The organism is Xanthomonas bromi (assembly GCF_900092025.1).
Lineage (GTDB): Bacteria > Pseudomonadota > Gammaproteobacteria > Xanthomonadales > Xanthomonadaceae > Xanthomonas > Xanthomonas bromi.
On sequence record NZ_FLTX01000003.1, the window covers coordinates 60030 to 86221 of the forward strand.

Genomic DNA, 26192 nt, shown 5'->3' on the forward strand with positions numbered 1-26192 from the left:
CTATTTCGCGAACTTGCGTGGGACGGGAAGTGGAGTGTCCTTGCCCTGAATGCGTCCCATCAGATAGCGACGCATCTCGTCCCAGGGAATGCTCTCGCCGGTATCGAGGAATTCGGCCCAACGGCGTTCGGCCTCTGCATGGAAGTCGGCGCGTCGCTCTGCCAGCTCGGCCTTCTCGGCAATGGCTTCCAGGATGAAATTGTGCGAGGTGGTGCCGGCCGCTTGCGCGGCCTTGGCGATGCGGGCCTTGAGCGCGTCCGGCAGGCGGATGGTGGTGGTGCTCATGCGGGGCTCCCGTTCAGGATGTCAAAATGTAGCACAAGAGTGACACAGGGGGGGCCAGCGTCTCAGGCAATGCACGCCTTAGCAGTTTTTATTACGCATATTGGCGATTCAGAGCTTGCTCGGTTAGATTTGCTGCAACACGACCCCCGCCTCTTGGTTCCCTTGGGAATCTACGCGGGGGTTCTTATTGCCTGTCGCTCGCGAGCCACCAGTCTTTCCAACCGGTGGGCGCCCCCATATCCGCAGCGGATAATTGGCGTGTCGATGCCTGAGACGGAAAGGCGTCCAGATGCGCCGCCATCCGCTCCGGCCAACTGCTTCCGGGGCATATCACCCGCACCAGATGGCAGACCATCGCCAACTGGATGAACGGCTTGGTCAGTAGATCCTGCCTGTTCTCGGACGCAGCGCCCCAAGCCGGCCAGGCGGCTGACGGTGGAGTGGGAGAACTCACCATGTTCCGGTTCCACACGCGGCTATGGTGGGCCACCAGATTGCGCAGGTAGCTCAAACAGCGCACCCAGCTTGCGAAGACCTTCCAATCGGTAATTCCATAGCGCTCAGCGATGGCCTGCTGGTCGGGCACTTTCATCATCGCCAGCAGTTGCGAGACTGCGCCGAAGTCCCACACCTCGATAGCGACCCAGATTGGCAGATCCGGGCCATGCTTTTCACGATAGTGCTTGACGAAATCCTCGCGTGAGCGCTGCACCAACCCCTGGTACTTCATCTGCCATGTGGCGAAGACGGTCTGGCCCGTCACTGGCGCTGTTTTTTCGCGGAATGTGGGGTGGAAGTTGCTTGCATGTAGATGGGCGAAGGTGTCGGTTTTACCCAGTCGATATGCTACTTCCACCCGCAGCGACACTTCGATTCGCTCAAGTGCGTCCGCCAGCAGTACGCGCAGCCGACGATCGAACAGATACAGGTCGATTGCGTCGGTGAACGTTGTACCCGGCATGAAGTCATCCGTGCGCATCGAACGGATCGCCCCCGATTGCGGGTCCTGCGCATGCCGGAAGATCCGGAACGGATACCAGTACGCACTGAGCCGGTAGTAGCCGACACGCTGCAGCCATGCCAGTGCCCAGTCACTGTCCGATACGGCCAAGCCGCGCTCTTCCAGCATCAAGAGTTGATCTTGGAACGATCTCCACGGGCGATCGTAGGTGCTGGCATCGGTCATGGCGAAGAAATTACGTCAACTGGCCGGAAAAAGCTGCTTGGAGGAGGGACTGGCGAAGGGCGGCGACTTCTGCAGCAGTGTGCATGTATCTCGCTCGCAGGTTTACAACGTGAGTCGAAAGGGCGTTTAGCTTCTTCACGATTTCCTCTTGCTGATTGAGAGGAGGAAATGGGAACTCCGACTCCTCAAACGTCGCGAGATTGATGTTGTCTTGCGCGCTGCCTTTGCCTTTGAGCTTCAATTCCTCTGCGAAGTAGCGAAGCATGTACTCGACATAATAGGGCGTTGCTTCATCGGGCTTGGGGACCATTCCGATTACGCTGTCCGGAAAACATGCCTCGATCTCCAGCACGCCGGTGTCTGCAATGTTTGCGGCGATGGTGATGCACACTGTGCCGACCGGCCATAGTTTGCTCTGCATCAGACCCATCTCGTTGTAGCTCTGCGAAAACTCCCGGATGCCGCCTTGAGCTTTACGCACGTCGCCTGTCTGGATGAAAGGATACTTGCCGCCATAAAGCGCTGGATCATTGCGGGGGCGATGCTTGGATTTTCCACGTGAGAAGTCTTTCGCCGCTTCTGCGAGTGTCTTCATGTTTGCGGTGGGCAGAAGCTCGTCAAAGGTTGTGAGCAACACTCGCTCGAACAGAGCTTGTCCGTCAGCGAGATTGGTTTCGGCATTGATGTGGGCGCGGTCGAGGGCGGCGAAGGCCTGATCCAGCACTGCGACGATGCGCTTCTGCTCGTTCAACGGAGGAAGCGGAATCTCAATTGCATAGACGTCATTCCGGTTGATGCCGGGCTTTACGCCTTTAGCCAGTGACGGAAGATCGAGCGAGTGCAGCAGATATTCAAGGTAACTGAGTTCAGTCGTTGTCTTGTCGTGCTCTGAGAAATACGTAACGTCTAGCGGCCAGAAAGGTTCGTCCGCTCTTTTGATTTCCCCGGCAGAGCCTTTTCGTCCAATTATCAGGGCAGGGCCTTCACACAGTGGCTTATGCGTGTAGTCCTTGATGCCGTTTGCGCCGTAAACGGGTACAGCGCCATCCGCGATTCGAAAATCAGCGTCTAGCGACTTGCCGTAGTGCAATGTCAATACTTTGCTGAGAGGAACTAGCGGCCAATGACTCACAGCATCGCCCTTACCGTCGCCAGCAACTTCGCCGTCTCCGCATCCCGCGCCAGCATGTCGTCGATGATCTGCTGCGGCGTGCGCTGAGCTGCGGACTCCGGCACATGCGGATTCTTGACCGACAGGTCACAGGTGGTGGCGTCCACGTCGGCCACGTCAATCGTCCAGCTCTTTTCACCGCTAGCTTTGGTCTTCTGCAGTGCCACGAACTCGACAAGATCCGCATCGTTCAGCGGCGTGGTCTTGCCCATCGAGCGGCCGGGGTCGAGTTGGTAGTACCAAATGCTGCGCGTGGGCGCACCCTTGTCGAAGAACAGCACCACGGTTTTCACGCCCGCGCCCTGGAAGGTGCCGGACGGGCAATCGAGCACGGTGTGCAGGTTGCAGCTGGTCAGCAGTTCGCGGCGCAGCTCCACGCTGGCGTTGTCGGTATTGCTGAGGAAGGTGTTCTTGATGACCACCGCGCCACGCCCACCGGCTTTGAGTTTGCGGATGAAGTGCTGCAGGAACAGGTAAGCAGTCTCCGAGGAGCGGATATCGAAGTTCTGCTGCACCTCTTTACGCTCGCCACCGCCGAAGGGCGGGTTGGCCAGCACGATGTCATGGCGATCCTTTTGCTGGATATGCCTCACGTCCTCGGACAGCGTATTGGCGTGGCGGATGTTGGGCGCGTCGATGCCGTGCAGGATCATGTTCATCACGCCCAGCACGTAGGCCAGTGATTTCTTCTCCTGCCCGTAGAAGGTTTTGCGCTGCAGCGTGTCCCAGTCCTTGGCGGACAGATCATCGCGGCGCAGGTGCTCCCAGGCCTCGCACAGGAAGCCCGCGCTGCCGCAGGCGCCATCGTAGATGGTCTCGCCGATCTGCGGTTGCACCACCTGGATCATCGCGCGGATCAGCGGGCGCGGCGTGTAGTACTCGCCGCCGTTGCGGCCGGCGTTGCCCATGCGTTTGATGCGGGTCTCGTACAGATCGGACAGTTCGTGCTTGGCCTCGGAACTGCCGAAGCTCAGCGTGTCGATGATCTCCAGCACGTCGCGCAGGGTGTAGCCGGAGCGGAAGCGGTTGGACACTTCCGAAAAGATTTCGCCGATCTTGTACTGCAGGCTGTCGGCCTGCACGGTGCTGTCCTTGAACGACTTGAGATGCGGGACCAGCTTGCCGTTGACGAACTCGATGAGGTCGCTGCCGGTGCGGGCGTTCGGGTCCGGCTTGCCGTCGCGGGTCTTCGGCGCGGCCCAGTCCTGCCAGCGGTAGGGGCGGGTCAGGGTCGGCGCATAGGACTTGCCCTTGAGCGCGGTCACATCGGCCCATTCGTGCTCCATGTCGTCCAGATACTTCAGGAACGGCAGCCACGAGGTCTGCTCGGCGTAGTCCAGCTCTGAGGCCAGGCCTTCGTCGTTGCGCATGGCCTTGTCGATGGCATTGAAGGCCTGTACGTAAGTGTTGTGGCTGCCCTGCTCCGTCTTCGCGCCGCCGCGCTTGGCGCGCTGCGTGGACTATGCGGCTTCGCGCTGCTTGCCTGCCGCAGGGATGGCATCGGCGATCGACACGGAGCCACCGCGCCCACGACCGGGCGCGATGCGTCCTTGCTCGATCAGGTGCGCCTTGACCCGGGTGTAGGTGCTGTCGGCCCAGCCCAACGCGCTGCCTAGTTTGCCGTTGCCTGCAGAGCCACCCAGTGATTCCAGGGTCTGCATGAATCGTTCGGCTTGTGTTTCCAGCGACATCGGGTATGGGCTCCAGCGTTCGGATCGGGCAGGCATTGTCGCAGCGAACGGGGGGCGCCGGCATCCTTAGCTCATGGAGTAACGCCGGTAGCGGAACCTTCAGGCGAGCTTGGTCCGCCGATCACACAAAAAACGGGCGCCTTGCGGCGCCCGTTCTTGTCTGCATGGCGATGGTCTGCCGATGGATCAGTAGCGGTAATGATCCGGCTTGTACGGGCCGGCCACGTCCACGCCGAGGTAGTCGGCTTGGTCCTTGGTCAGGGTGGTCAGCTTGACGCCGATCTTTTCCAGATGCAGACGTGCGACTTCTTCGTCCAGATGCTTGGGCAGGATGTAGACCTTTTTCTCGTAGGTGTCGCGCTTTTCCCACAGGTCGATCTGCGCCAGGGTCTGGTTGGCGAACGAGTTGGACATCACGAAGCTCGGGTGGCCGGTGGCGCAGCCCAGGTTCACCAGGCGGCCATCGGCCAGCAGGAAGATCGCGTTGCCGTTGGGGAACACGTACTTGTCCACCTGCGGCTTGATGTTGATCTTCTGCACGCCCTTGAGCGCGTTCAGCGCATCGACCTGGATCTCGTTGTCGAAGTGGCCGATGTTGCACACGATGGCCTGGTCCTTCATCGCCTGCAGGTGTTCGGCGGTGATGATGTCCTTGTTGCCGGTGGTGGTGACATAGATGTCGCCGCGGCCCAGGGTGGATTCGATGGTGTTGACCTCGTAGCCTTCCATCGACGCCTGCAGCGCGCAGATCGGGTCGATCTCGGTGACGATGACGCGGGCGCCATAGTTACGCAGCGAGGCGGCGCTGCCCTTGCCCACGTCGCCGTAGCCGCAGACCACCGCGACCTTGCCGGCCAGCATTACGTCCATGGCGCGCTTGAGACCATCGGCCAGCGACTCGCGGCAGCCGTAGAGGTTGTCGAACTTGCTCTTGGTGACCGAGTCGTTGACGTTGATGGCCGGGATCAGCAGCTTGCCGGCTTCGGCGATCTGGTACAGGCGGTGCACGCCGGTGGTGGTCTCTTCGGAGACGCCCTTCCAGTCCTTGACCACACGCGCCCAGTAACCCGGGCGTTCAACCGCCACGCGCTTGAGCAGCGCCTTGATCACGCTTTCCTCGTGCGAGGCGGCCGGTTCGTCGACCCAGGTGCTGCCGTTTTCGAGCTCATAGCCCTTGTGGATCAGCAGGGTGACGTCGCCACCGTCGTCCACCACCAGCTCCGGGCCGGTGAGGGTGCCGTCGGGCAGGGTGAAGGTCAGCGCGTCCAGGGTGCAGTCCCAGTACTCTTCCAGCGTCTCGCCCTTCCAGGCGAACACGGGGGTGCCGGTGGCGGCGATCGCCGCGGCGGCGTGGTCCTGGGTGGAGAAGATGTTGCACGAGGCCCAGCGCACGTTGGCGCCGATGTCCTTGAGCGTTTCGATCAGCACCGCGGTCTGGATGGTCATGTGCAGCGAGCCGGTGATGCGCACATCCTTCAGCGGCTTGGTCTGCGCATGCTTGCGGCGGATCGACATCAGGCCCGGCATCTCGTGCTCGGCGATGTCCAGTTCCTTGCGGCCCCAATCGGCCAGGGAGAGATCGGCAATCTTGTAATCGGCGTGCGGGGTAATCTTTGTGACAGCGTTCATGCAATGGCTCCGGTAGGCAAACGAATGTCTGCAATTCCGGGCGCCGTTGAACGATGACTCTGGTCGAGCCTGGCCGGATTGCCTGCACTCATGGTGCAGTGAGCGGATCAGTCCGCCCTACCGGTCGCAGCGCCCCTCGACAAGAGCATCGATTATATCGGCAGCACCCCCGCCCGGCATGAATTGCTGCTCACCCCTACCATCGGCAGGGGAGCGGCCGAAGGGCGGCTGCTATGGTCGCAGGTCGGTCATCATCGGGAACGGATCATGCAAAACGAAGGGGATGCGCAGGGCTGGCGGCAGCACACATGGGCGTTGGCAGGGGCATTGGCATTGAGCGCACCGGTGATGGCGGTGGCGGCTAGCCCGGCAGCGGCCGGCGCGGCAGTCATGCAACCAGGCACTGCGGCTGGCAGCGGGTATCAGCTGCCTTCCCAGGCGCTGCAGGCGGTGGTGGACGCCCCGCGCGCGCCGCTGCTGCAGTTGTCGCCCCAACGCGACCTGGCGGCGATGGTGCAGCTGCCGGCGCTGCCGGATATCGCCGAGGTGGCCCAGCCCGAACTCAAGCTGGCCGGCCTGCGCATCCATCCCAAGACCTTTGCCGCTAGCCGGTTTTCGTTCGCCAGCAAGCTGTGGTTGTTGTCGGTGGCCGATGGCAGCGAGCGGCAGATCGCGGGGCTGCCGTCGCCGTTGTCGCTGGCCGACCTGAGCTGGTCGCCGGACCAACGCTATCTGGCGTTTCGCCGCGAAGATGCGGCCAGCGGCGCCAACGAGCTGTGGCTGGTGGACGTGGCGGCCGGTCAGGCGCGGCGGCTGGCGGCCGGCTTGAACACCAGCGTCAACGACGCGTTGCGCTGGTTGCCTGATGGCAGCGGCTTGCTGCTGCAACGGCAAGTGGACGGGCAGGGCGCGCCGCCGCCACGCGATGCGACACCGGCCGGCCCCGCGATCCAGCAAACCAGTGCCGCCGCCGGTGTGCGCTCGCTGCCGACCTACCAGGACCTGCTGCGCAACGAAGCCGATGCGCGCGTGTTCGAGTACTACGCCACCGGCCAGCCGATCATCGTCACGGTGAGCGGACAGGTGCGCCCGATCGCTACGCCGGGCATCTATCTCGATCTGTCGGTGTCGCCGGATGGCCGTTACGTCCTGAGCGAACGCAGCGAGCGGCCATTCTCGTATCTGGTACCGGTGAACAATTTCCCGCGCCGCATCGAGGTGCTGGACCTGCAGGGCACGCTGGTGCGCCAGATCGCACAGCTGCCGTTGGTCGAAGGCTTGCCGACCGGGAACGACGCCGTCCCGACTGGCGTGCGCGACATCGCCTGGCGGCACGACGCACCGGCCACGCTGGTGTGGGCCGAAGCGCTGGACGGCGGCGACCCGGCACGCGAGAGCAAGCTCCGCGATGCGGTGCGGATGCAGTCAGCGCCGTTTACCCACGCGCCGGTCACGTTGGCGCAGTTGGTGAGCAGGTTCGAAGGCATCCAGTGGGGCCGTGGCGATCTGGCCATCCTCAGCGAAAGCTGGTGGAAGACCCGCCGCACCAAGCAATGGCGTATCGCACCGGATCAACCGCAGCGTGCGCCCGAACTGTTGTGGGACCGCTCCTCGCAGGACCGCTACAACGACCCGGGCACGCCGGCCACGGTGGCCGACGGCAAGGGCCGCCCGCTGCTGCAGACCAGCAGCGATGGCAACAGCCTGTTCCTGCTCGGCAAGGGCGCTTCGCCGGAAGGCGACCGCCCCTTCGTCGACCGATTCGATCTGCGCAGCAAGCAGGCGACGCGCCTGTTCCACTCGCAGGCGCCGACGTATTCCGCACCCGTGGCGTTACTGGATGCGCAGGCCACGCAATTGCTGCTCAGCCGCGAATCGCCCGAGCAACCGGCCAACTATTTCGTGCAGACCCTGGGCGAGGCAAGGCCCGCACCGCGGGCATTGACGCATTTCGCACACCCGCTCCCACAGTTGCGCGGCGTGCAGAAGGAGCAGATCCGCTACAAGCGTGCCGACGGCGTAGACCTCACCGCCACGCTGCTGCTGCCGCCTGGGTACGAGCCCAAGCGCGACGGCCCGCGGCCGCTGCTGATGTGGGCCTATCCGGGTGAGTTCAAAAGCGCCGACACCGCCAGCCAGGTCACCGACTCGCCCTATCGCTTCAATGCGATCAGCTATTGGGGGCCGCAGGCGTTTCTGGCGATCGGCTATGTGGTGCTCAACAACCCGACCATGCCGATCGTCGGCGAAGGCGATGCCGAACCCAACGACACCTATGTGCCGCAGCTGGTCGCCGACGCGCAGGCGGCGGTGGATGAAGTGGTGCGGCGCGGGGTCACCGACCGCGAGCACATCGCCATCGGCGGGCATTCGTACGGTGCCTTCATGACCGCCAACCTGCTCGCGCACACGCGCCTGTTCAAGGCCGGCATTGCACGCAGCGGTGCTTACAACCGCACGCTCACCCCGTTCGGCTTCCAGGCCGAAGAACGCAACTACTGGCAGGCGCAATCGGTGTACCAGGCGATGTCGCCGTTCAACTACGCCGACAAGATCAGGGACCCGCTGCTGCTGATCCACGGCCAGGACGACAACAACACCGGCACCTTCCCGATCCAGAGCGAGCGCATGTTCGCTGCGATCAAGGGCCTGGGCGGCACCGCGCGGCTGGTGATGTTGCCCAACGAATCGCATGCCTACCGCGCGCGGCAGTCGATCCTGCAGATGCTGGCCGAAAGCGAGCAGTGGTTGAAGACCCATGTCGGCGAACCCACGCCGCAGATGGAAGCGGCCCGTAAGCGTTGAGCGAGGCAGCGTGTGGGTTGGTGCGCGCTGCGGCGTCAGCGGTCACGCTTGCTCGCGCACCCGTGCGCTCTTGCCGTCGACGGCGACTGATGCACGCGCACCAAGCGCGCGGTAGATGACGCGGATAAGCGCCATGTGCCGTGGGCGTCAGCGCGCACGGCGCGCGCTGGGGTATTCGCGGTAGCGTCGCATCAGGCAGCAGTGCTTGCCGAGTGGCGATCGCGGCCGGTGCTCGGCCGAGAAGGTCGCGGCCCCGTCGCAAATGTGGCAACGGCGCTGGGGCGCGTTGGCTTGAGAGCGAAGCGTGCGCGCTGCGCCTCATCGCGCATGCCTGCACTCCTACGCGGTCCTGCGGTCGCGCTCCCATAAGACGCAGCGCATTGATCCTGTTCGAAGCCGGATGGTTGTCGTTGAAACCGTCCCCGTCGTCGCAACCGTCTAATCCTTTTGGGTTAGTCTTCGACGACTTTGCGCTTGAAGAGGGTGTGCGTTTACGATGAACGAGTACCGCAGCAGTCTTGTGTTCGCTACCCCCGATCTTCCCTTGCGCGACGATGTGCGTCGGCTCGGTGCACTGGTGGGCGATCTGCTCGCCGAGCAGGTCTCTGCGGAATTCCTCGATGAAATCGAACGCGTGCGCACCACCGCCATCTCGCGGCGCGAAAGCGATGCCCCGCCGTCCACGTTGAGCGAACAACTGGCCGGGCGCGAGCCACGTGACGCCGAAGCGCTGGTGCGCGCCTTCAGCACCTATTTCCAGGTGGTCAATATCGCCGAGCGCGTGCACCGGATCCGCCGCCGCCGCGAGTACCAGCGCAGTGGCACCGACACGCCGCAGCCGGACGGCCTGCACGATGCCTTGCGCCGGCTCAAGGCGCAGGGCGTGACCCTGGACGAGCTCAGCCAGTGGTTGCCGCGTATCGATGTGGAGCCGGTGTTCACCGCGCACCCCACCGAAGCGGTGCGGCGCGCGCTGCTGGAAAAAGAGCAGCTGATGGTCGCCAGCCTGGTCGACAACCTGGACGGCATGCGCACGCCCAACGAACGCGCCAGCGATGCGGCGCGCTTCCGCATGGCCTTGACCGCTTCCTGGCAGACCGCCGATTCCTCGCCCGTGCGTCCCACCGTGGACGACGAGCGCGAGCATGTGGGCTTCTATCTCACCCAGGTGCTCTACCGCGTCATCCCGGTGATGTACGAAACACTGGAACACGCCATCGAAGAAACCTACGGCAGCGTGCCGGCCTTGCCACGCTTGCTGCGTTTCGGCACCTGGGTGGGCGGCGACATGGACGGCAATCCCAATGTGGATGCCACCACCATCGCCGGCACGCTGGACGCGCAGCGGCGCGCGGTGCTGGACCGTTATCAGAAAGAGCTCTGGCAGTTGGCCAGCCTGCTCAGTCAATCGACCACGCTGGTGCAGGTGAGCCCCGAGCTCACCGCGCAGCTGGAACGCTACCGCGCGCTGCTGCCCGACGCGGCTGCACGTTCGCGCCCGCGCCACGGCGACATGCCGTACCGCCTGCTCAACGATCTGATGCGCGCACGGCTTCAGGCCACGCTGGACGATGCCGAAGGCGCCTACACCACACCATCGGAGCTGGAGCAGGATCTGCAATTGATCCTGGACAGCCTGCAGGCCAACAAGGGCCTGCAGGCCGGTTGGTTTGCGGTGCGTCGACTGTTGTGGCGCGTGCGCAGCTTCGGGTTCCATCTGGCACGGCTGGACGTGCGTCAGGAATCGAGCGTGCACGCACGCGCGGTGGCCGATGCCTTGGGCCGGGACGACTGGGATGCGCAGGACGCCACGCAGCGCGCCGCGCTGCTCGGCCCGTACGCCTCTGGCGAACAGGCATTGCCGCAAGTGGAGGATGAAGGCAATGCACGGCTGGATGCGGTGTTCGCCGCGCTCGCCGATGCCCGCATGCGCCACGGCGCCGATGCATTGGGCAGCTACATCATCTCGATGGCGCACAACCGCGCCGACGTGCTCACCGTGCTTGCGCTGGCCCGTCGCGGCGGGCTGGTCGACGCCGCCGGCGCAGTGCCGCTGGATATCGTGCCGCTGTTCGAAACCGTGGACGATCTGCGTGGCGGTACCGGCACCGTGCAGGACCTGCTGGCCGACCCGGTATATCGCCAGCATCTGGCCGCGCGTGGCGATACGCAGATGGTGATGCTGGGGTATTCGGACAGCGGCAAGGACGGCGGCATCGCCGCCTCGCGCTGGGGACTGCAACGCGCGCAGGTGGAACTGCTGGAAGCGGCCGCGGAGTTGGGGGTGCGGCTGACCTTCTTCCACGGCCGCGGCGGTTCGATCGCGCGCGGTGGCGGCAAGACCAGCCGCGCGCTGGATGCCGCACCGCGCGGTAGCGTGGATGGCCGCCTGCGCGTCACCGAGCAGGGCGAGGTGATCCACCGCAAGTACGGCATCCGTGCCTTGGCATTGCGCTCGCTGGAGCAGATGACCGGCGCGGTGTTGCTATCGAGCCTGCGCCCGCGCGCGCCTGAGCCACGCGAGGCGCGCTGGCGCCCGGTGATGGATCTGGTGGCCGAACGCAGTACCGTGGCCTACCGCGCCTTCGTCGGTGCGCCGGACTTCATGCAGTACTTCCGCCTGGCCACGCCGATCGATGTGATCGAACGCATGACGCTGGGCTCGCGCCCGTCGCGGCGGCTGGGCCAGGACGCGGCGTTGTCCAACCTGCGTGCGATTCCCTGGGTGTTCGCCTGGAGCCAGGCGCGTGCGGTGATTCCGGGCTGGTACGGCGTGGGCAGCGGCCTGCAGGCGGCGGTGGATGCCGGGCATGAAGACACCTTGCGCGAAATGGCGCAGGACTGGCCGTTCTTCCGCACCTTCCTGGACGACATCGCCATGGTGTTGTCCAAGGGCGATCTGAAGATCGCCGAGTTGTTCTCGCGCTTGTCCGGCGAGCTGCACACGCGGTTTTTCCCGCTGATTCATGACGAACTCGCGCTGACCAAGGGCTGGGTCAAGGCGCTGCTGCAGCAGCGATCGCTGCTGCAGCACGACCCGCGGCTGGCGTTGTCGATCCGCCTGCGCAATCCCTACATCGACCCGATCAGCGTGTTGCAGGTGGACCTGCTGCAACGTTGGCGCGCCACAGATGGTGAAGACGACGCGTTGTTGCGCGCGCTGGTGGCCTGCGTCAACGGTGTCTCGCAAGGCGTGCAAAACACCGGCTGATCGAACGGTCGGGGGCAGGGCCGGGTGGCGGCCATCCCATCTGCAAACCAACGGTCACCAGACCGTTGGTCGGGAGAGGGAGCGCAATCGGAAGGCGGACGCTAGCGCAAACGGACAAAGTTGTCCGATAATGCCGACATGATGACTTCCCGCCCAGATGCCGCGCTGCGCCGCCGGCAGATTCTCGATGCCGCCGACGAAGTGTTCAGCGAACACGGCGTCAATGCCCCACTGGAACTGGTGGTGGAGCGTGCAGGTCTGGGTCGCGCCACCTTGTACCGGAACTTCCCGGACCGGGTGGCGTTGATGACCGCGCTGATGACGCGCGGGCTGGACGGTCTGGAGCGGCTGGCCGCCGACCTGGCCGACCGCCCGGACGGGCTGGCCGTGTTGCTGCATGACGTGGCCGAGCACATCGCCCAGTCGGCGCCGCTGGTGGATTTCTGGCGCTCGATCGAGCGCGCGCATCCGGCAGTGGAAGCCGCCGACCGACGCGTGGTGGCGATCTTTCTGCCGTTCGTCCATCGCGCCCGCGATGCCGGGCTGTGCCGGGCCGACGTCGACGACGAACAACTGTTGCTGGTCATCGACATGCTGGGCAGTTGCCTGCGCGGCAGCGACGAAGCCGAGCGCAAGCGGCTTGCGCATCGCTCGGCCGATCTGCTGATGCATGCGCTGGGGATGCAGGTGCCCGACGGCGGCACGCGATGACACCGGCCACACGTGCCTGTATCGGTCGTTGGGTGCTGCGGGTCGTGGTGGTGCTGGCTGCGGTGTGGGGCGGCCTGGCGATTTATTACGCACTCACCGCTAACGCGTTGGTGCGTGCCGGGTGGGTAACCTCGTGGTGCGCGATGGCATTCTGGCGCACCCTGCGGCTATCTGACCACCTTGAACGACCGCATCCTGTTCGACTTCGATAAGTCCGACATCCGCCCCGACGCGGTGCGCGTGATCGACACCATGGGCGCTGCGCTGGCCAAGGTCAGCGCAAAAGACATGCAGGTGCCCGGGCACACCGACGCCAAGGGCAGCGACGACGACAACCAGGCGCTGTCCGAGCCTCGTGCCAACGCCGTGCTGGCGGTGCTGCGCGCGCGGTGCCGCGCAGGCGGCCAACGCAAACGGCTTTGGCGAATCGCAGCCGGTTGCGCCTAAGACGCTCAATGGGCAGGACAATCCGGGTGGACGGCAACTCAATCGCCGGGTCGCGATCTTCCTGCGCACCTGACGCAGGCGTGGCGTGCGGGGAGAGCGCTTGACCCGCGCGCTGGTGCGGACCGCCCCACGTGCCACCGTGATGCGCGTCGATCGCAGGCTGGCTCGGTCGACGACGGCTGCCGGCCGCACCTCGCCGTTCGCGGGAAACCGTCAGGCGATTGAGAGGCATGTCTGCGCCATCATCGGGACCCGCGCATCGTGTCGCTGGCGTGCATGCCCTGCTCTGGGTGGGTGTATGTGCCAGGAAAACAGCGCACACCATCGACAATGTCCGCTTCCATACGCCAACGACTGTGCCGACTTGCGCATGCGTTGCGCGCATTTGTCATGTTCGCAAGCACGGTCACCAAACTGACATACCGCATGACCACCATCCGCAGCGCCTGCTTGCAGGTGTGATGCAGTTCCGCTTCCGCCGGCTGCGTCGCTTCCCCACATTCGCGGCGGCGCAGCCTTGGCGCTCTTCTGCATTCATCGGATTCCATCATGATCGTTCGTCGTTCGCTGTTGCGTCCCTCGCGGTTGTCGCAGGCGCTGTGTTTGTCGTTGTGCGTACTGTGCGGGCATACCGCAGCCCAGGAGACGCAGGCCACCACATCTGCCAAGGGCGAGATGGCCACGCTGGACAAGGTCACTGTCGCCGCAACGCGCTATAACGCGACCGACATGCAGATGGCTGCGACCAACACCGTCAATGTGTTGTCGGCCGACGATCTCAAAACCACCGCCGTGCACAACGTCGCCGAAGCGCTGGGCCTGATGCCGGGCGTCAACGTGATCAATACCGGGCAGTCGTATTTCGGCGGCATCGACGGCGCTGCGCGCGGCGAAGGCATGTTCTCATCGGTACGCGGCCTCAATGCCGAATACAACGTCAACCTGATCAACGGCATCAACGTCGCGCAAGGCATGCCGTACAGCCGCGGCGTGCAATTGAGCCTGCTGCCGCCCTCTGGCTTGCAGACCATCGCCTTGAACAAGACCTCCACCGCCGATATGGACGGCGATGCGATCGGCGGCACCATCGATTACCGCACGCCCAGCGCATTCGATTCGACCGATCGCCAGGGCGGCAGCGTGACGCTGAGCGGACGCCTGGAAAGCCGCGCACGCGACTACGGCGATTCCGGTCTGGGCAGTGGCGCAGCCGGCGATTGGCATGCGCGTTTCGGCGATGCGGGGCAGTTCGGCGTGGCGGTCAGTGCGTATTACGACGAGCGCCATTTCGTCAACAGCGAAGTGGCCGCTGCCTCTGCTGCACGCAACGATGGCGCGTGGAAATTCGGTCGTGCCGATGCCAGCGGCAAACTGGCGGCCGGCGCCGACCCGCAGGACGTGTTACAGAGCACCGGCATGAACATCGGTTACTCGCAAGGCGACACGCGCCGATACGGCGGCAATGCGGCGTTCGATTGGCGCGTGGACCCCAGCCTGCATCTGTATGCACGCATGACCTACGCCTTCGCCAAGACCGAGCAGAACACCGGCTACACGCAGTTCGTGCCGGCCAATGTCAGCTTCACCCAGATCGGCACCAGCGGCGTGTATCAGCCGCAGATCAATCGCGTTGCAGTGCGTTACTGGTACGAAACCAACCCCGAAGAGGCAGACCTGGCCACCGTGCAGTTTGGTGCGGACAAGCAGCTCGGGCATTGGACATTTTCACCGAACATCTTTTACGGCACGGGCAATAACGATCGCCCGGATCATGTGGAAATTTCCGCGCGCAACGATCAATACAGTTCGACCAACTTCGCCTATGGCGCCAACCGCTTCATCAGCTACGACGGCAACGGCTTTCCGACGCCGTTGCTCACCCCGGCCATGCAGGCGCAGGCCTCGGATGTGGGCAGCCTGTATGCGCGGCGCACCGGGCAGATTTCCAAGCAATACAGCGGCCAGGACAAAGGCGGCGGCAAGTTCGATGCGGCATACGATTTCGATGCCGGGTTGCTTAGCCGTATTGCGTTCGGCGTGAAGTATGTCGACAGCTCGCGCAACTTCACCGATCGCGATTGGACCAATGCCAAGTACACCGACCGCACCTTGTTGCGCGACACCGGTCTGATCGCGCAGCGCTACGATTCGGTCTATCCGGGCCAATATGCGTTTTCCACCGTGCGCCTGAGCAATGCCGCGCTCAACGACCTGATCGCACGTACGCTCACGCCTGCCAGTTTCGACAGTTGCGGCAAGCTGGCGATCAATAACCTCAACTGCAACACCATGCGCGCCACCGAAGCGGTGAGCGCGGCCTACGCAATGGCCACCTTGCGCAGCGGTAACTGGGAAATCCTGCCAGGCGTGCGCTTCGAACATACCGCCATCACCAACACATTCTGGGCGCAGCCGGCCGCCATCGATGGTGCCGAGCAGGTCGGCGCGTTCGCCAACAATCACACCCGCTACAACGTCGCTTTGCCGAGCGTGTTCGTCAATTACCGGCCCGATGGCGATGGCGCCGTGTATCGCGGTTCGGTGTGGACCAGTTACACGCGCCCGGCATTCGTGCAGTTGGGCGGCGGCCGCTCCACCGATATTTCCAGCGATGGCCAGACCACCATCACCGAAGGCAACCCGGATCTCAAACCGATCAAGTCGCTCAATGTGGATGTGTCTGGCGAATGGCAGAACGACAGCGGCGGCCACGCCATGCTGGCCGGTTATTACAAGCGCCTCACCGATTACATCTACGAGAGCGGCTCGAATGCTGCCAATCCCGGCGAAAGCGGTACCGCCAGCACCCGTTTCGTGCGTCCGCAGAACGGCGGCGACGGCCGCGTGCTGGGCATGGAAGCGGCTGTGCGGCAGACCTTTCAGGGCCTGCCCGCACCGCTGGATGGCTTCGGCATCGGCGCCAATGTCACCCGTCAGACCACGCACGTGGGTCTGGGGACGGAAGGCTTCGCGCACGAACGTATCCAGAACGCGCCGAACCTGCTCGCCAATGCGGAGCTGTTCTACGAAAAGGGGCCGTGGTCGGTCAACCTGAGCTATCACTACTCCGGCGAATACGTGTCGGTGTACGACTATCTCAACCAGGGCGCGCATTGGGACAACCTGTGGATCAAGCCGATCACCCGCGTCGACCTGCATCTGGGCTACGCCCCGACCGATCACATGCGCGTGGATCTGTCGGTGGCCAACCTCACCAACCAGCACAGCTACTGGGCGCACGTGGGCCATAATACCGACGCAATTTCCGACATCGTCGATTCCGGCATGACCAGCCTGGTGACCGCAAAATATGTGTTCTGATCACGCACGATTCGCAGGCGGCGGCCTGACGGGCGAGCAGCAAAACGCCAACGTCATGACGGACGCGCAACAAAGCGCACACCGCGCGGATGATTGCGATGGAACGCGGCAGCAGGCATCGCAACGTGCGCTGTTGGCCGGCGATGGAGAGCCGCCGTTGGCCGAGCGCAGCGTAGTCGGCGTGCGTGCCGCGATGAGGATCACGGCACGCACCTTACATGCAGCACGCAGGCAGCGCGTCGGCATTGGGCACAGGCGCAAAATGGCCGGTGGCATGTCCGGGGCAACTGGCAGCGCGCAGTGCCTGCTGTTGGTGGCTGCGCTGGCGTTGGGCGGCTGCGCAGCGTCAACCCCGAGCGCATCCACACCGCGTGTTGGCGCTCAATCGACCGACACCGCCAGCCAACGGGCAGACGCCTCTGCGCAGACCGCGCAACTGGAGCGCGTGGTGGTGGTGTTCCGGCATGGCGTGCGCGCGCCGCTGCAAGGCGAGGCCGCCGCCGCACATTATGCCGACCAACCCTGGCCGCAGTGGTCCACGCCTGCCAGCCTGCTCACCCCGCACGGTCGCATCGGCGTGCGTTTGAGCGGTGACTATCTGCGTCAGTGGTTGGTGCAACACACGCTATTGCCGAGTAGCGGGTGCCCGACAACCGGCAGCGTGTCGGTGTGGGCCAATACCGATCAACGCACCATCGATAGCGGCGCTTTGCTGGCCGATGCGCTCGCACCGGGCTGCGGCATCGTGGCCGGGCATCGGGAGGCGGGCAGCAACGATCCGCTGTTCCGACCGATCGAAGCCGGTGCGGTGCCGTTCGATGGGGCCGCAGCAGTGGCATCGATCCAGCAGCAGACCGGTGGCCCCGCCGCCTTGCTGCAAGGCCATGCCGCCGAGTTGCAAGCGCTGCAGCAGATGTTGGGCTGCACCCAGACGCCCTGCGATTTTGCGCAGATGCCTTCCACGCTGACGCCCTCGGCCAACGGGCGTGGCCTTAAATTAGGCGGGCCAATTGATCTGACCTCCGGCACCGGCGAGGTGTTGCTGCTGCAATACGCAGAAGGTCTGCCGTTCTCGCAGGTCGGCTGGGGCCGTGCCACGCCCGACCGCCTGGCGCAGGTCTCGCGCCTGCACGCATTGTTGTTCGACATCTACGCACGGCCGCACTACATGGCCTCGCGTACGGGTGCGCCGCTGGCGCGGGAGGTCTTGCAACGTTTCGGTGACGCACAGGCACCGAAGGTGTCGTTGTTCGTTGGCAGCGACACCCACATCGCCGCATTGAGCGGCCTGCTGGGCGTGCATTTCCATCTGCCCGGCTACGGCGCCGACGACCCGCCGCCGGGCGGTGCCCTGTTGCTCGGTCTATGGCGCGAACCCACCGGCGAACAGGTGGTGCGCGCCCAATACCTGGCGCAATCGCTGGACCAACTGCGCGCCTTGGCACCGCTGGATCTCGCTCACCCACCCTTGCAGCAGCAGTTGGTGCTGGGTCTGTGCGCTCCGGCGCAACGCGCAGCCTGCCCATTGCCGGAGTTTGCCAAGGCCCTGGAGCAGCAGTTGCTGCTCGACCGATAACGCACGTTTCAATCGGGAAAATACTGATGTGCTTCTCCTTCGGGAGACGATGCTCCGAAGGGGTGGAAGAGAGGGGGACGAGCGTGGCTTCGCGCTAGTGGGCATTGGGGTGACGTCGGCCCGTACCCTCAGCCAACCCTCTCGCAGGAAGAGAGCGGCGCTATGTCGTCACGCCCATACGCGCGCGTCTGCCGTAAGCCGACGCCTGTGTAATGCGTCACTTCCTGGCGTTGGGCAATCCGCCGACAGAGCGGCAAAACGCAACTGGGCCGCATCGGCGGCCCAGTCATCACGCATCCGGCGCGCTCCCGTAGGAGCGGCGTGGATTATTTCAGCTTGGCGGCGGCACGCAGTGCGTCGGCGCGGTCGGTCTTTTCCCACGAGAACGAGGTTGCGCTTTGCTGCGCCCCGGTGCCGTCGGTGTAGGTGAAGTCCTTCGGCTTGCGGCCGAAGTGGCCGTAAGACGCGGTCTGCTGATACATCGGGTGGATCAGGTCGAGCATCTGGATGATGCCGAACGGACGCAGGTCGAAGTGCTTGCGGATCAGCTTTTCGATCTGCTCGTCGGCGATCTTGCCGGTGCCGAAGGTGGTGACCGAAATCGAGGTCGGCTCGGCCACGCCGATGGCGTAGGAGACCTGCACTTCGCAACGGTCGGCCAGACCCGCAGCCACCACGTTCTTGGCCACATAGCGTGCCGCGTAGGCGGCCGAACGGTCGACCTTGGACGGATCCTTGCCCGAGAACGCACCGCCACCGTGACGGGCCCAGCCGCCATAGGTGTCGACGATGATCTTGCGACCGGTCAGGCCGCAGTCGCCCACCGGCCCGCCGATCACGAACTTGCCGGTCGGGTTGATGTGGAATTTGGTGCCCTTGTGCAGCCACTTGGCCGGCAGCACCGGCTTGAGGATTTCCTCGCGCACCGCTTCGATCAGGTCTTTCTGCTTCACGCCCGGATCGTGCTGGGTCGACAGCACCACTGCATCGATCGCCGTGGCAAGGCCATCTTCATAGCGCAAGGTGACCTGCGACTTGGCATCCGGACGCAGCCAGGACAGCGCCGAGTTCTTCTTCTTGCGGATCTTGGCCTGCTGCTCGACTAGGCGGTGCGAGAGGTGAATCGCGGCCGGCATGAAGCTGTCGGTTTCGTTGGTGGCATAGCCGAACATCAGGCCCTGGTCGCCGGCACCCTGCTGCTCGGGGTTCTTGCGGTCAACGCCCTGGTTGATGTCCGGCGACTGCTTGCCGATCAGGTTGAGCACGCCACAGGTCTGGCCGTCGAAGCCGACGTCGGAGCTGTTGTAGCCGATGTCCAGGATGACCTTGCGGGTCAACGCTTCCAGGTCGATCCAGGCACTGGTGGTCACTTCGCCGGCCACGATCGCAACGCCGGTCTTGACCATCGTCTCGCATGCCACGCGGGCGCGCTTGTCCTGGGCCAGGATGGCATCCAGCACTGCGTCGGAGATCTGGTCGGCGATCTTGTCCGGATGGCCTTCGGAGACCGATTCGGAGGTGAACAGGTAGCTGGACATCAGGCTTATATCCCTTAATTCGGATGAAAAGATGGGTGCGGATGATACACGCCCCGTGGGTTGGTTGCATTGTGCGCCTGAATGGATCGCTTTGGGGTTAAGCCGGTCTCGCTCCCACTGGTCGGACGCGCGGCCCGGTGGGTTGCCGCGGTGATTAACTGCCCGGTGACGCACCGGTGCCAGCCTACCGAATGCCGCGTCAGACATCCCTACCGGCGCATGTCCGTCCTGCTAGCATCGGCCGATGGATTCACTGACCCAGATCGTTCTTGGCGGCGCCATTGCTGCCGCCATCGCGCCGCCCCGACAGCGGCGTGCCGCATTGCTGGCTGGCGCGGCGTTGGGCACCTTGCCCGATCTGGATGCGTTGGCGCTGCTGCCGCTCACCGACGACCCGGTGACGCTGATGACGGTGCACCGCAGTTTCAGCCACTCGCTGTTCGTGCTGCCGTTGGTGGGCTGGTTGATCTGGTGGCTGTTCCGCCGCTACGGCAATGGCCGCGTGGCCGCTGCGCCCAAGCGCTGGTTCTGGGCGATCCAGCTGGCCTTGATCACCCATCCGCTGCTGGATGCCTTCACCGTCTACGGCACCCAGCTGTGGTGGCCGCTGCATCCGCACCCGACGATGTGGTCGAGCGTGTTCATCGTCGATCCGGCCTACACGCTGTGGCTGCTGGTGGCCTGCGTGGTGGCCTGGTTTGCGCGCAGGCGTGCGCTTGCGCAACATGTGCTGGTGATCGGATTGATGGCGAGCACCGCGTATCTGGGCTGGTCGTTGATCGCCAAGCAGCTGGTCGACCGCGAAGCCGATCGTGCGCTGGCGGCGATGGGCCTGGCCGATGCGCCGCGCTTCTCGGTGCCGATGCCGCTCAATACCTTGCTATGGCGCGTGGTGGCGATGACGCCCAGCGGCTACGTCATCGGCGAGCGCTCGCTGGTGGCCGACACCGGCCCGATGCACTTTCGCGGGTTTTCCAGCAATACCCAGGCGTTGGGCGAAGTGGCCGCGTTCGATTCTGTGCGTCGGCTGACCTGGTTCAATCGCGGTTTCATGCGCGCGCGCCTGGTCGATGACGACCTGATGCTGAGCGACCTGCGCATGGGCCTGGAACCGGACTACAACTTCAACTTCGTGGTTGCCCATCGCGACGGCGGGACGTGGCAGCCGATCGTGCCGCGGCAGGTGCAGGCGGCGTACCGCGCGCCGGTGGCACGCGATCAGATCGAGGCGGTGCTGGCGCAGATGTGGCAGCGCATCTGGCACGAGCCCCGCAGCACCGTGCTGACCGGCGACCTGGAACGCGTTGGCACGCCGGTCGCCGCGCCCGCAGCGGCAACGCAATAGACCGTGGCGCGCGCCTGCACGAACGCATAGAAGAACACCGCGTTCGGGTCGCTGCCCACCTGCGCCAGTTCGCGACGCATGCCATCCACGGTGGCCGCGTCGACGGCGCCGGCCTGCAACAACTGCTCGGCCGCCGATAGCCGCACGGCGTCCCGGCACTCGATCAGGGTCTTGCGCCAGCCCGGCTCGCGGTTGTCCGGATGCAGCGCGTTGATCTGCCTCTGCACATCGGATCTGCGCAGACGCGCTCGCTCGGTGGCCGAAAGCCGTGTCGCTCGCTCGGGGTGTGGCTTGCTGCGCTCATACGTGCGGCTCCAGCAAACAGAAAAACTCAGGCAGCGTCCGGCAATGCGGGCAGCACGCCGGCGATCAAGGCGTCGAAGTAATCGCGTGTCAGCGCCAACTGCGCTTCCGGCGTTTCGGCGCGATTGACCACCGCACGGAAGTCCGCGCTTTGTGGGTGATCCTTGGCGTACCAACCCAGATGCTTGCGTGCGATGCGCACGCCCTGCGGTTGGCCGTAGAACGCGTGCAGTGCTTCCAGGTGGCTGAGCAAGGTGTCGCGCACCAATGCCAGCGATGGCGGTGGCAACATCTCGCCGGTTGCCAGGAAGTGCGCCACTTCGCCGAAGATCCACGGGCGACCTTGCGCGGCGCGGCCGATCATCACTGCATCGGCGCCGGTGTCGCGCAGTACCTGCGCGGCCTTTTGCGGCGAATCGATATCGCCATTGGCAACCACGGGAATCTGCAGCGCGGCCTTGATCTGCGCGATCGTCGCGTACTCGGCGCTGCCGGTGTACTGCTGGTCGCGGGTGCGCCCATGCACCGCGAGCGCGGCAATACCGCAGTCCTGTGCGATGCGTGCGATGGTCGGTCCGTTGCGGTGGTCGCAATCCCAGCCGGTGCGAATCTTCAACGTCACCGGCACGTTCACCGCCTGTACCACCGCAGTGAGGATGCGCGCTACCAGGTCTTCATCGCGCATCAGTGCCGAGCCGGCCCAGGCATTGCACACTTTCTTGGCCGGGCAGCCCATGTTGATGTCGATCAACTGCGCACCGTGGTCGACGTTGTAGCGCGCCGCCTCGGCCAGCTGCTGTGGCTCGGTGCCGGCGATCTGCACACTGATCGGGTCCGGCTCGCCGGCATGGTCCATGCGATGCAGCGATTTGCGCGTGCCCCAGAAGCGTGGGTCGGAGATGGTCATCTCCGATACCGCCAGCCCCGCGCCCAACCGCTTGCACAACAGCCGGAACGGCTTGTCGGTGACGCCCGCCATCGGGGCGAGGATCACCCTGGGGGCGATGGAGTAGGGACCGATCTGCATGGCACTAGTGTATCGGCAGGCGTCCTTGCCTGCCGGGTGTTCCGCCTGCGACTACCGGCAGCCGGGCCGCGATCGGCGGTGCGGGGCAATGCCCTTATCGCGCGATGACCAGGTTATCCAGGTAGAGCTTGGTCTGCGCGCCGGCGCGCGCGATACTCGACCACGTTGGCGCCGGCCGTCAGCGTTGCCGTCTGCGGGATGCTGGCCCAGTCGCTGGCCGAGCTGGTCTGCGCGAAAGCGGGTGTCCCGATCCGAACCCCGTTGACGTAGAGGTCGACCGTGTTGAGGCTCCCACCGGGGGCGGAATAGCGGGTGCTCAACGTGTAGGTGCCCGCCGTGGGGACATTGACGGTGGTGCGCAGGCGGGCGCCCGGGTTGCCGCCGAAGTCGACATAGCCCATGCCCTGGTAATTACGGACCGCAGCGTTGATGCCGTTATCAACCAGGCTGCCGATGCGCAGGAAATCGAAATTTTCGGCCTCGTACTGGCGGACGCCGGTGTAGGTTGCTGGCGCGGCCGGCGCATGGATGTTGGCGGTCGGGAATGCGCTCGGACGCCCGGTGGCAGCGCCGGAACATTTCACGCTGATCTCCAGCGGGCCGTTGTGGGCGACGTTGAGTGTCAGCCCGTCGCTGCTGGGCGTGGCGGTGATCGTACTGGGCTGATGCTCGCCGCGATCGGCGAAGGTGTAGGTGGGGGGAGCGCTGGCGCCGCTGATGGCGATGGTGTCGGTCTTGAGCGGGCCGGTTGCCGAATCGAAATTGGTCAGATAGATCGACAGCGTGTCGGAGAATTCCTTGATGACGCCGGTCGTATAGGGCCCGTAGGTCAGTTTGACCGATGCGCAGGTGTTGTACTTCAGGTTCAGCGTGCCGCTTGCGCTCCGATTGGTCTTGTACGGGTTGTAGGTCACCCAGGTGTTGTCCTGACGCCCTGCGTAGATGTCGCCGCTGTATTCCTGCGGGAACAGCGCGTTCAACTCCTGGGTCTTGGCTGCGATGCTGGGCCAGCGCGTGGCGTATTCGCTGCGCTTGATCTGCACCGGGAACGACTTGGCTGGCGCGTCGGTGAGCTGCCATACGGTGGGAATGGCCGGGTAGCGTCCAGTCTTTTTGTACCAGCTGTGCTGGTTGAGATACGTCCCGTCGTCGTCCATCAAATACAAGCCGGAGAACAGCGTTTCCGGCGATGCATACAGTGTCCGGTCGCTGCCGCTGGTGCTGTCGTCGACCACCACCACCTTGGTTCGATCGATCACCTGCTGGCGGCTGGGGATGCGCAAGGTGCCATCGATGATCTTGCGGTAGACATCCATGTGGATGTTCTTGAACTGCGGGAAGAATTCCCAGCGCCTGGTGCTGTAGCCGTCGCTGGTCAGGCCGTTGGGCAGGCTTTGCACGGTGTCGGTATTGACCAGCTCAGGGCCGTCGAAATAGGTTTCGCCGGTCAGCGTCAAATGTTCGATCAAGTGCGGCGCACCCGCCTGCACCGGATAGCTGCTGCCATCGGCGGCGTACCAGCCGGTGCGGTCCGGGCGGATGCCGTAGTGACCAGCGAATCCGGACAGGAACATGCCCAGGCTGAGGCTTTCGATGTCGTGGAAGCCGTAATCGGTGGTGAAATTTTCTTCGATGATGAAGTTCTTGGAGTAGCTGCTCAGCGCGTTGCGTAGCGCTTCGTTGCGCTTGACCATCGCCAATGGATTGATGTTCGCGCCCCAGTACCCGCCGGTGAAACTCACCGCCAGGTAGCCGCCCTATTTGTTGGTGAGCTTGAGCAGGTTGGACCAATGCTCCCAGCGCTGCGCCGCCGAGACCGAGCAGGGCTCGTCGAATCCCCAGAACTGCTCGGCGTAGTTGAAGCCGAGGAAGTTCGGATAGTCGCGGAAGAATTCGCCGTAGACGGTCGATTCCAGGTCGGTGTCGGCAGGATAGTCGGGGAAGTGGCTGAAGCCGCCGCTGGAAGGCTGGATCATCGCCCAGACCCCGTTGGCGGCAGCCGTCTTGATCCACGAGCGCGCTGTTTCGATGCCGTCTTCCACCTGTAGCCAGTTGCACTGGTTACCCGTGGCGCCTTTGTGATTGATCGACAGCGAGATCAGCAACACCGAATACGGACGCAGATCGGCGGGAATCAGATCGATGATTTTCTGCGGGTCGGCGGCATTCCAGGTGTCGGCGGCGATGATGAACATCGGCTGGTCGGGCGAGAGGGCGCGGCGTAGCGACGGATCGGAACTCGCGCTCGCTGTTGCCGCGGCGGTTGGCGTCATGGAGCGGGGAGCGCTCACGGTAACCGTCGCCGCTGGCGATGGTGTCGCTGCGGTGTTGGCATCGGCGGCATCCTGGCCGCCACAGGAACCGAGCAGGCAGGGAAGCAGGACACAGGGCAGCAGGAGTGGTTTGTGCGATCGACGCAGGATCATCGGATGTTCCGTTGAGCTGGGGAAAGTGCAGCGCGGCACCGGCACGCAGGCTGCGTGTCGGCGATCGCCAAGCGCCCGCTGCACTGTCGATCGCGTGGCGCTGTGATGCGCCAGTTCGACGATGCAGGTCGCCTGCTGGCACGCCGCTCCGCCAAGAGCGGCCCTGCATGACAACAGGCAATGGTCGTGGTACGCCTGGTCGTGCGGCGATAGTAGTGAAGCGAGGACAACGCGCTAGCGCACGCAGCAGGTCAGCGCGTTTTATGCACTGTGCTTTCGCTTTTTCGAGCACAGAAAGCAGCGCTATGTCACGTGTGGTCGCGCTGGCGTATCGGGCGGCGTGCCGCTGGCGGCAGCGCATGCGCAACGCTGGGAGAAGAAAGACGTGGCCATCGTGTCGGCACGCAACCGGGCGCACTGCCGCGTGACGAGATGCAGTGATCACAGCGCGCGTGACACGTGCACGCATTCGTCAGGGACACCGGAGCACGCCGGTGTGGGGGCTGTATCGAGGCGTGCGCATGCGGCGCACGCCGAACCGCCTTAAAGCGCGGTCTCAGTCGTCTGCGCGCAACCGCGGCATCGACACAGCCGCGCCTTCCACTTCGGTGGAACGCGCGGCAAAGCGCGTGGCAAAGCGCACGTGGGTTGCGAAACCTGCAGCCGGCACCTGTGCCAGCGATGCCACCAGCGCGCCGTTGAAGGCATCGCCCGCACCGGTGGTGTCGATGGTCTGCGCGCTTTCGGCACCGACCCGATAATGCGCCTGGGTGTCGCCGCGCAGTTGTTCCTCGGCGTGCGAAATGAACGCACCCACCGCGCCCAGGGTGATGACCACGCTGCCACCGGGCAGCAGCTTGCGGCACAGCGAGTGCAACGTATTGCCATCCAGCGCAGCGACGTCGTCGGCATTGATGCGTTCGCCAACATGGCGGCCAAGCAACGCTGCGAATTCGGTTTCGTTCGGCGTCAGCACATCCGACAGTTTGAGCAGGCCGATCGACGTCGGCGCATTGGCCGGTGCGGCATTGAGTACGGTCAGCACGCCGCATTCGTGCGCCAGCGCCAGTGCCGATTCGATCGTCTCGGCCGGCGATTCCAGCTGCGCCAGCAGCACCTTCGCCGCCGCAATCAGCGGACGCTGATTGTCGATGAAAGCAGGGCTCAGCACGGCGTTGGCGCCGGCACCGATCACGATGGTGTTGCGGCCGTGCCCGTCGACATAGATGCCGCCGGTACCGGTCGGTTCATTGCTCGGCTCGGCGATCAACGCAAAGCCATCCTGCGCCGCCAGCGAGCGCGCCAGCGCGCCACCGGCATCGTCGCCCAGCGCGCACAAGAAATGCGTCTTGGCGCCAGCACGTGTGGATGCAACCGCTTGATTGAAGCCTTTGCCGCCGGGACCGGTGCTGTAGCGTCCGGCGATAGTGGCACCGGGCACTGGCAAGGCATCACAGCGCCACACGTGATCGACATTGAAGGACCCGACAACGACGACCGAACTCATAGATACCCTTGCC

16 protein-coding genes, 4 pseudogenes and 1 riboswitch are annotated in these 26192 nt (G+C 64.4%); of the genes and pseudogenes, 8 read left to right on the forward strand and 12 right to left on the reverse strand.

Going from position 1 to position 26192, the window contains the following annotated elements:
• The 6 genes from XBLMG947_RS00670 to ahcY form a co-directional block, all read right to left on the reverse strand.
• Positions 1–285: a CopG family ribbon-helix-helix protein gene (locus XBLMG947_RS00670; protein ID WP_065465933.1), complete on the reverse strand. Its 285-nt coding sequence runs from the start codon at positions 283–285 to the stop codon at positions 1–3.
• Between the two features lie 184 nt (positions 286–469).
• Positions 470–1471, reverse strand: a complete 1002-nt coding sequence (locus XBLMG947_RS00675) for an Abi family protein (protein WP_181093085.1) — start codon at positions 1469–1471, stop codon at positions 470–472.
• A gap of 10 nt (positions 1472–1481) precedes the next feature.
• Positions 1482–2603: a restriction endonuclease subunit S gene (locus XBLMG947_RS00680; RefSeq protein ID WP_083992775.1), complete on the reverse strand. Its 1122-nt coding sequence runs from the start codon at positions 2601–2603 to the stop codon at positions 1482–1484.
• The gene (locus XBLMG947_RS00685; protein WP_065465934.1) at positions 2600–4012 is read right to left on the reverse strand and encodes a class I SAM-dependent DNA methyltransferase; all 1413 of its coding nucleotides are present in this window, start codon (positions 4010–4012) and stop codon (positions 2600–2602) included. Before XBLMG947_RS00685 ends, XBLMG947_RS00680 begins: the two co-directional genes overlap by 4 nt.
• Positions 4013–4102: 90 nt before the next feature.
• Positions 4103–4369 (reverse strand): hypothetical protein, encoded by a 267-nt coding sequence (locus tag XBLMG947_RS00690; protein WP_167351992.1) that lies wholly within the window; start codon positions 4367–4369, stop codon positions 4103–4105.
• Positions 4370–4519: 150 nt separating this feature from the next.
• Positions 4520–5962 carry an adenosylhomocysteinase gene (gene ahcY / locus XBLMG947_RS00695; RefSeq protein WP_065465936.1) on the reverse strand — a complete coding sequence of 481 codons (1443 nt, stop codon included), beginning with the start codon at positions 5960–5962 and terminating at the stop codon, positions 4520–4522.
• A gap of 31 nt (positions 5963–5993) precedes the next feature.
• A riboswitch (S-adenosyl-L-homocysteine riboswitch) is annotated at positions 5994–6106 on the reverse strand.
• Positions 6107–6277: 171 nt separating this feature from the next.
• On the opposite strand from ahcY, the gene XBLMG947_RS00700 reads away from it, so the two are divergent.
• The 5 genes and pseudogenes from XBLMG947_RS00700 to XBLMG947_RS00715 form a co-directional block, all read left to right on the forward strand.
• Positions 6278–8767: a S9 family peptidase gene (locus XBLMG947_RS00700; protein WP_425479216.1), complete on the forward strand. Its 2490-nt coding sequence runs from the start codon at positions 6278–6280 to the stop codon at positions 8765–8767.
• A gap of 496 nt (positions 8768–9263) precedes the next feature.
• Positions 9264–11978 carry a phosphoenolpyruvate carboxylase gene (ppc, locus tag XBLMG947_RS00705; RefSeq protein ID WP_065465937.1) on the forward strand — a complete coding sequence of 905 codons (2715 nt, stop codon included), beginning with the start codon at positions 9264–9266 and terminating at the stop codon, positions 11976–11978.
• Positions 11979–12116: 138 nt separating this feature from the next.
• Positions 12117–12689: a TetR/AcrR family transcriptional regulator gene (locus XBLMG947_RS00710; RefSeq protein ID WP_065465938.1), complete on the forward strand. Its 573-nt coding sequence runs from the start codon at positions 12117–12119 to the stop codon at positions 12687–12689.
• Positions 12686–12838, forward strand: a pseudogene (locus XBLMG947_RS24080) (DUF4105 domain-containing protein); the annotation flags it as partial. The gene XBLMG947_RS00710 and the pseudogene XBLMG947_RS24080, both read left to right, overlap by 4 nt.
• A 4-nt stretch (positions 12839–12842) precedes the next feature.
• Positions 12843–13209: pseudogene (locus XBLMG947_RS00715) on the forward strand (OmpA family protein); the annotation flags it as partial.
• A gap of 169 nt (positions 13210–13378) precedes the next feature.
• On the opposite strand, the gene XBLMG947_RS00720 reads toward XBLMG947_RS00715, so the two are convergent.
• Positions 13379–13687 (reverse strand): hypothetical protein, encoded by a 309-nt coding sequence (locus XBLMG947_RS00720; RefSeq protein ID WP_065465940.1) that lies wholly within the window; start codon positions 13685–13687, stop codon positions 13379–13381.
• Here XBLMG947_RS00720 and XBLMG947_RS00725 point away from each other — a divergent pair.
• Together XBLMG947_RS00725 and XBLMG947_RS00730 are read left to right on the forward strand one after the other, a co-directional pair.
• Positions 13686–16457 (forward strand): TonB-dependent receptor, encoded by a 2772-nt coding sequence (locus XBLMG947_RS00725; RefSeq protein WP_065465941.1) that lies wholly within the window; start codon positions 13686–13688, stop codon positions 16455–16457. The two genes, XBLMG947_RS00720 and XBLMG947_RS00725, sit on opposite strands and share 2 nt — an antisense overlap.
• Entirely contained in the window at positions 16447–18033 is a 1587-nt protein-coding gene (locus XBLMG947_RS00730; protein WP_065465942.1) for a histidine-type phosphatase, read from the forward strand. Before XBLMG947_RS00725 ends, XBLMG947_RS00730 begins: the two co-directional genes overlap by 11 nt.
• Before the next feature lie 326 nt (positions 18034–18359).
• On the opposite strand, the gene metK is transcribed toward XBLMG947_RS00730, so the two are convergent.
• Positions 18360–19571 carry a methionine adenosyltransferase gene (gene metK / locus XBLMG947_RS00735; protein ID WP_065465943.1) on the reverse strand — a complete coding sequence of 404 codons (1212 nt, stop codon included), beginning with the start codon at positions 19569–19571 and terminating at the stop codon, positions 18360–18362.
• Positions 19572–19815: 244 nt separating this feature from the next.
• Between metK and XBLMG947_RS00740 the strand changes: the two genes are divergently transcribed.
• Positions 19816–20916, forward strand: a complete 1101-nt coding sequence (locus XBLMG947_RS00740) for a metal-dependent hydrolase (protein ID WP_065465944.1) — start codon at positions 19816–19818, stop codon at positions 20914–20916.
• On the opposite strand, the pseudogene XBLMG947_RS20945 reads toward XBLMG947_RS00740, so the two are convergent.
• The 4 genes and pseudogenes from XBLMG947_RS20945 to XBLMG947_RS00755 form a co-directional block, all read right to left on the reverse strand.
• Positions 20913–21146 (reverse strand): annotated as a pseudogene (locus XBLMG947_RS20945) (SAM-dependent methyltransferase); the annotation flags it as partial. The gene XBLMG947_RS00740 and the pseudogene XBLMG947_RS20945 overlap by 4 nt on opposite strands.
• Before the next feature lie 101 nt (positions 21147–21247).
• Complete coding sequence (dusB, locus tag XBLMG947_RS00745) at positions 21248–22246, reverse strand: tRNA dihydrouridine synthase DusB (RefSeq protein WP_065465945.1); 999 nt, start codon at positions 22244–22246, stop codon at positions 21248–21250.
• A 94-nt stretch (positions 22247–22340) separates the two neighbouring features.
• Positions 22341–24672 (reverse strand): annotated as a pseudogene (locus XBLMG947_RS00750) (glycoside hydrolase family 98 domain-containing protein).
• Positions 24673–25228: 556 nt separating this feature from the next.
• A complete protein-coding gene (locus XBLMG947_RS00755; RefSeq protein WP_065465946.1) occupies positions 25229–26179 on the reverse strand; it encodes a ribokinase in 951 nt (316 codons plus the stop codon).
• Positions 26180–26192 lie beyond the last annotated feature (13 nt).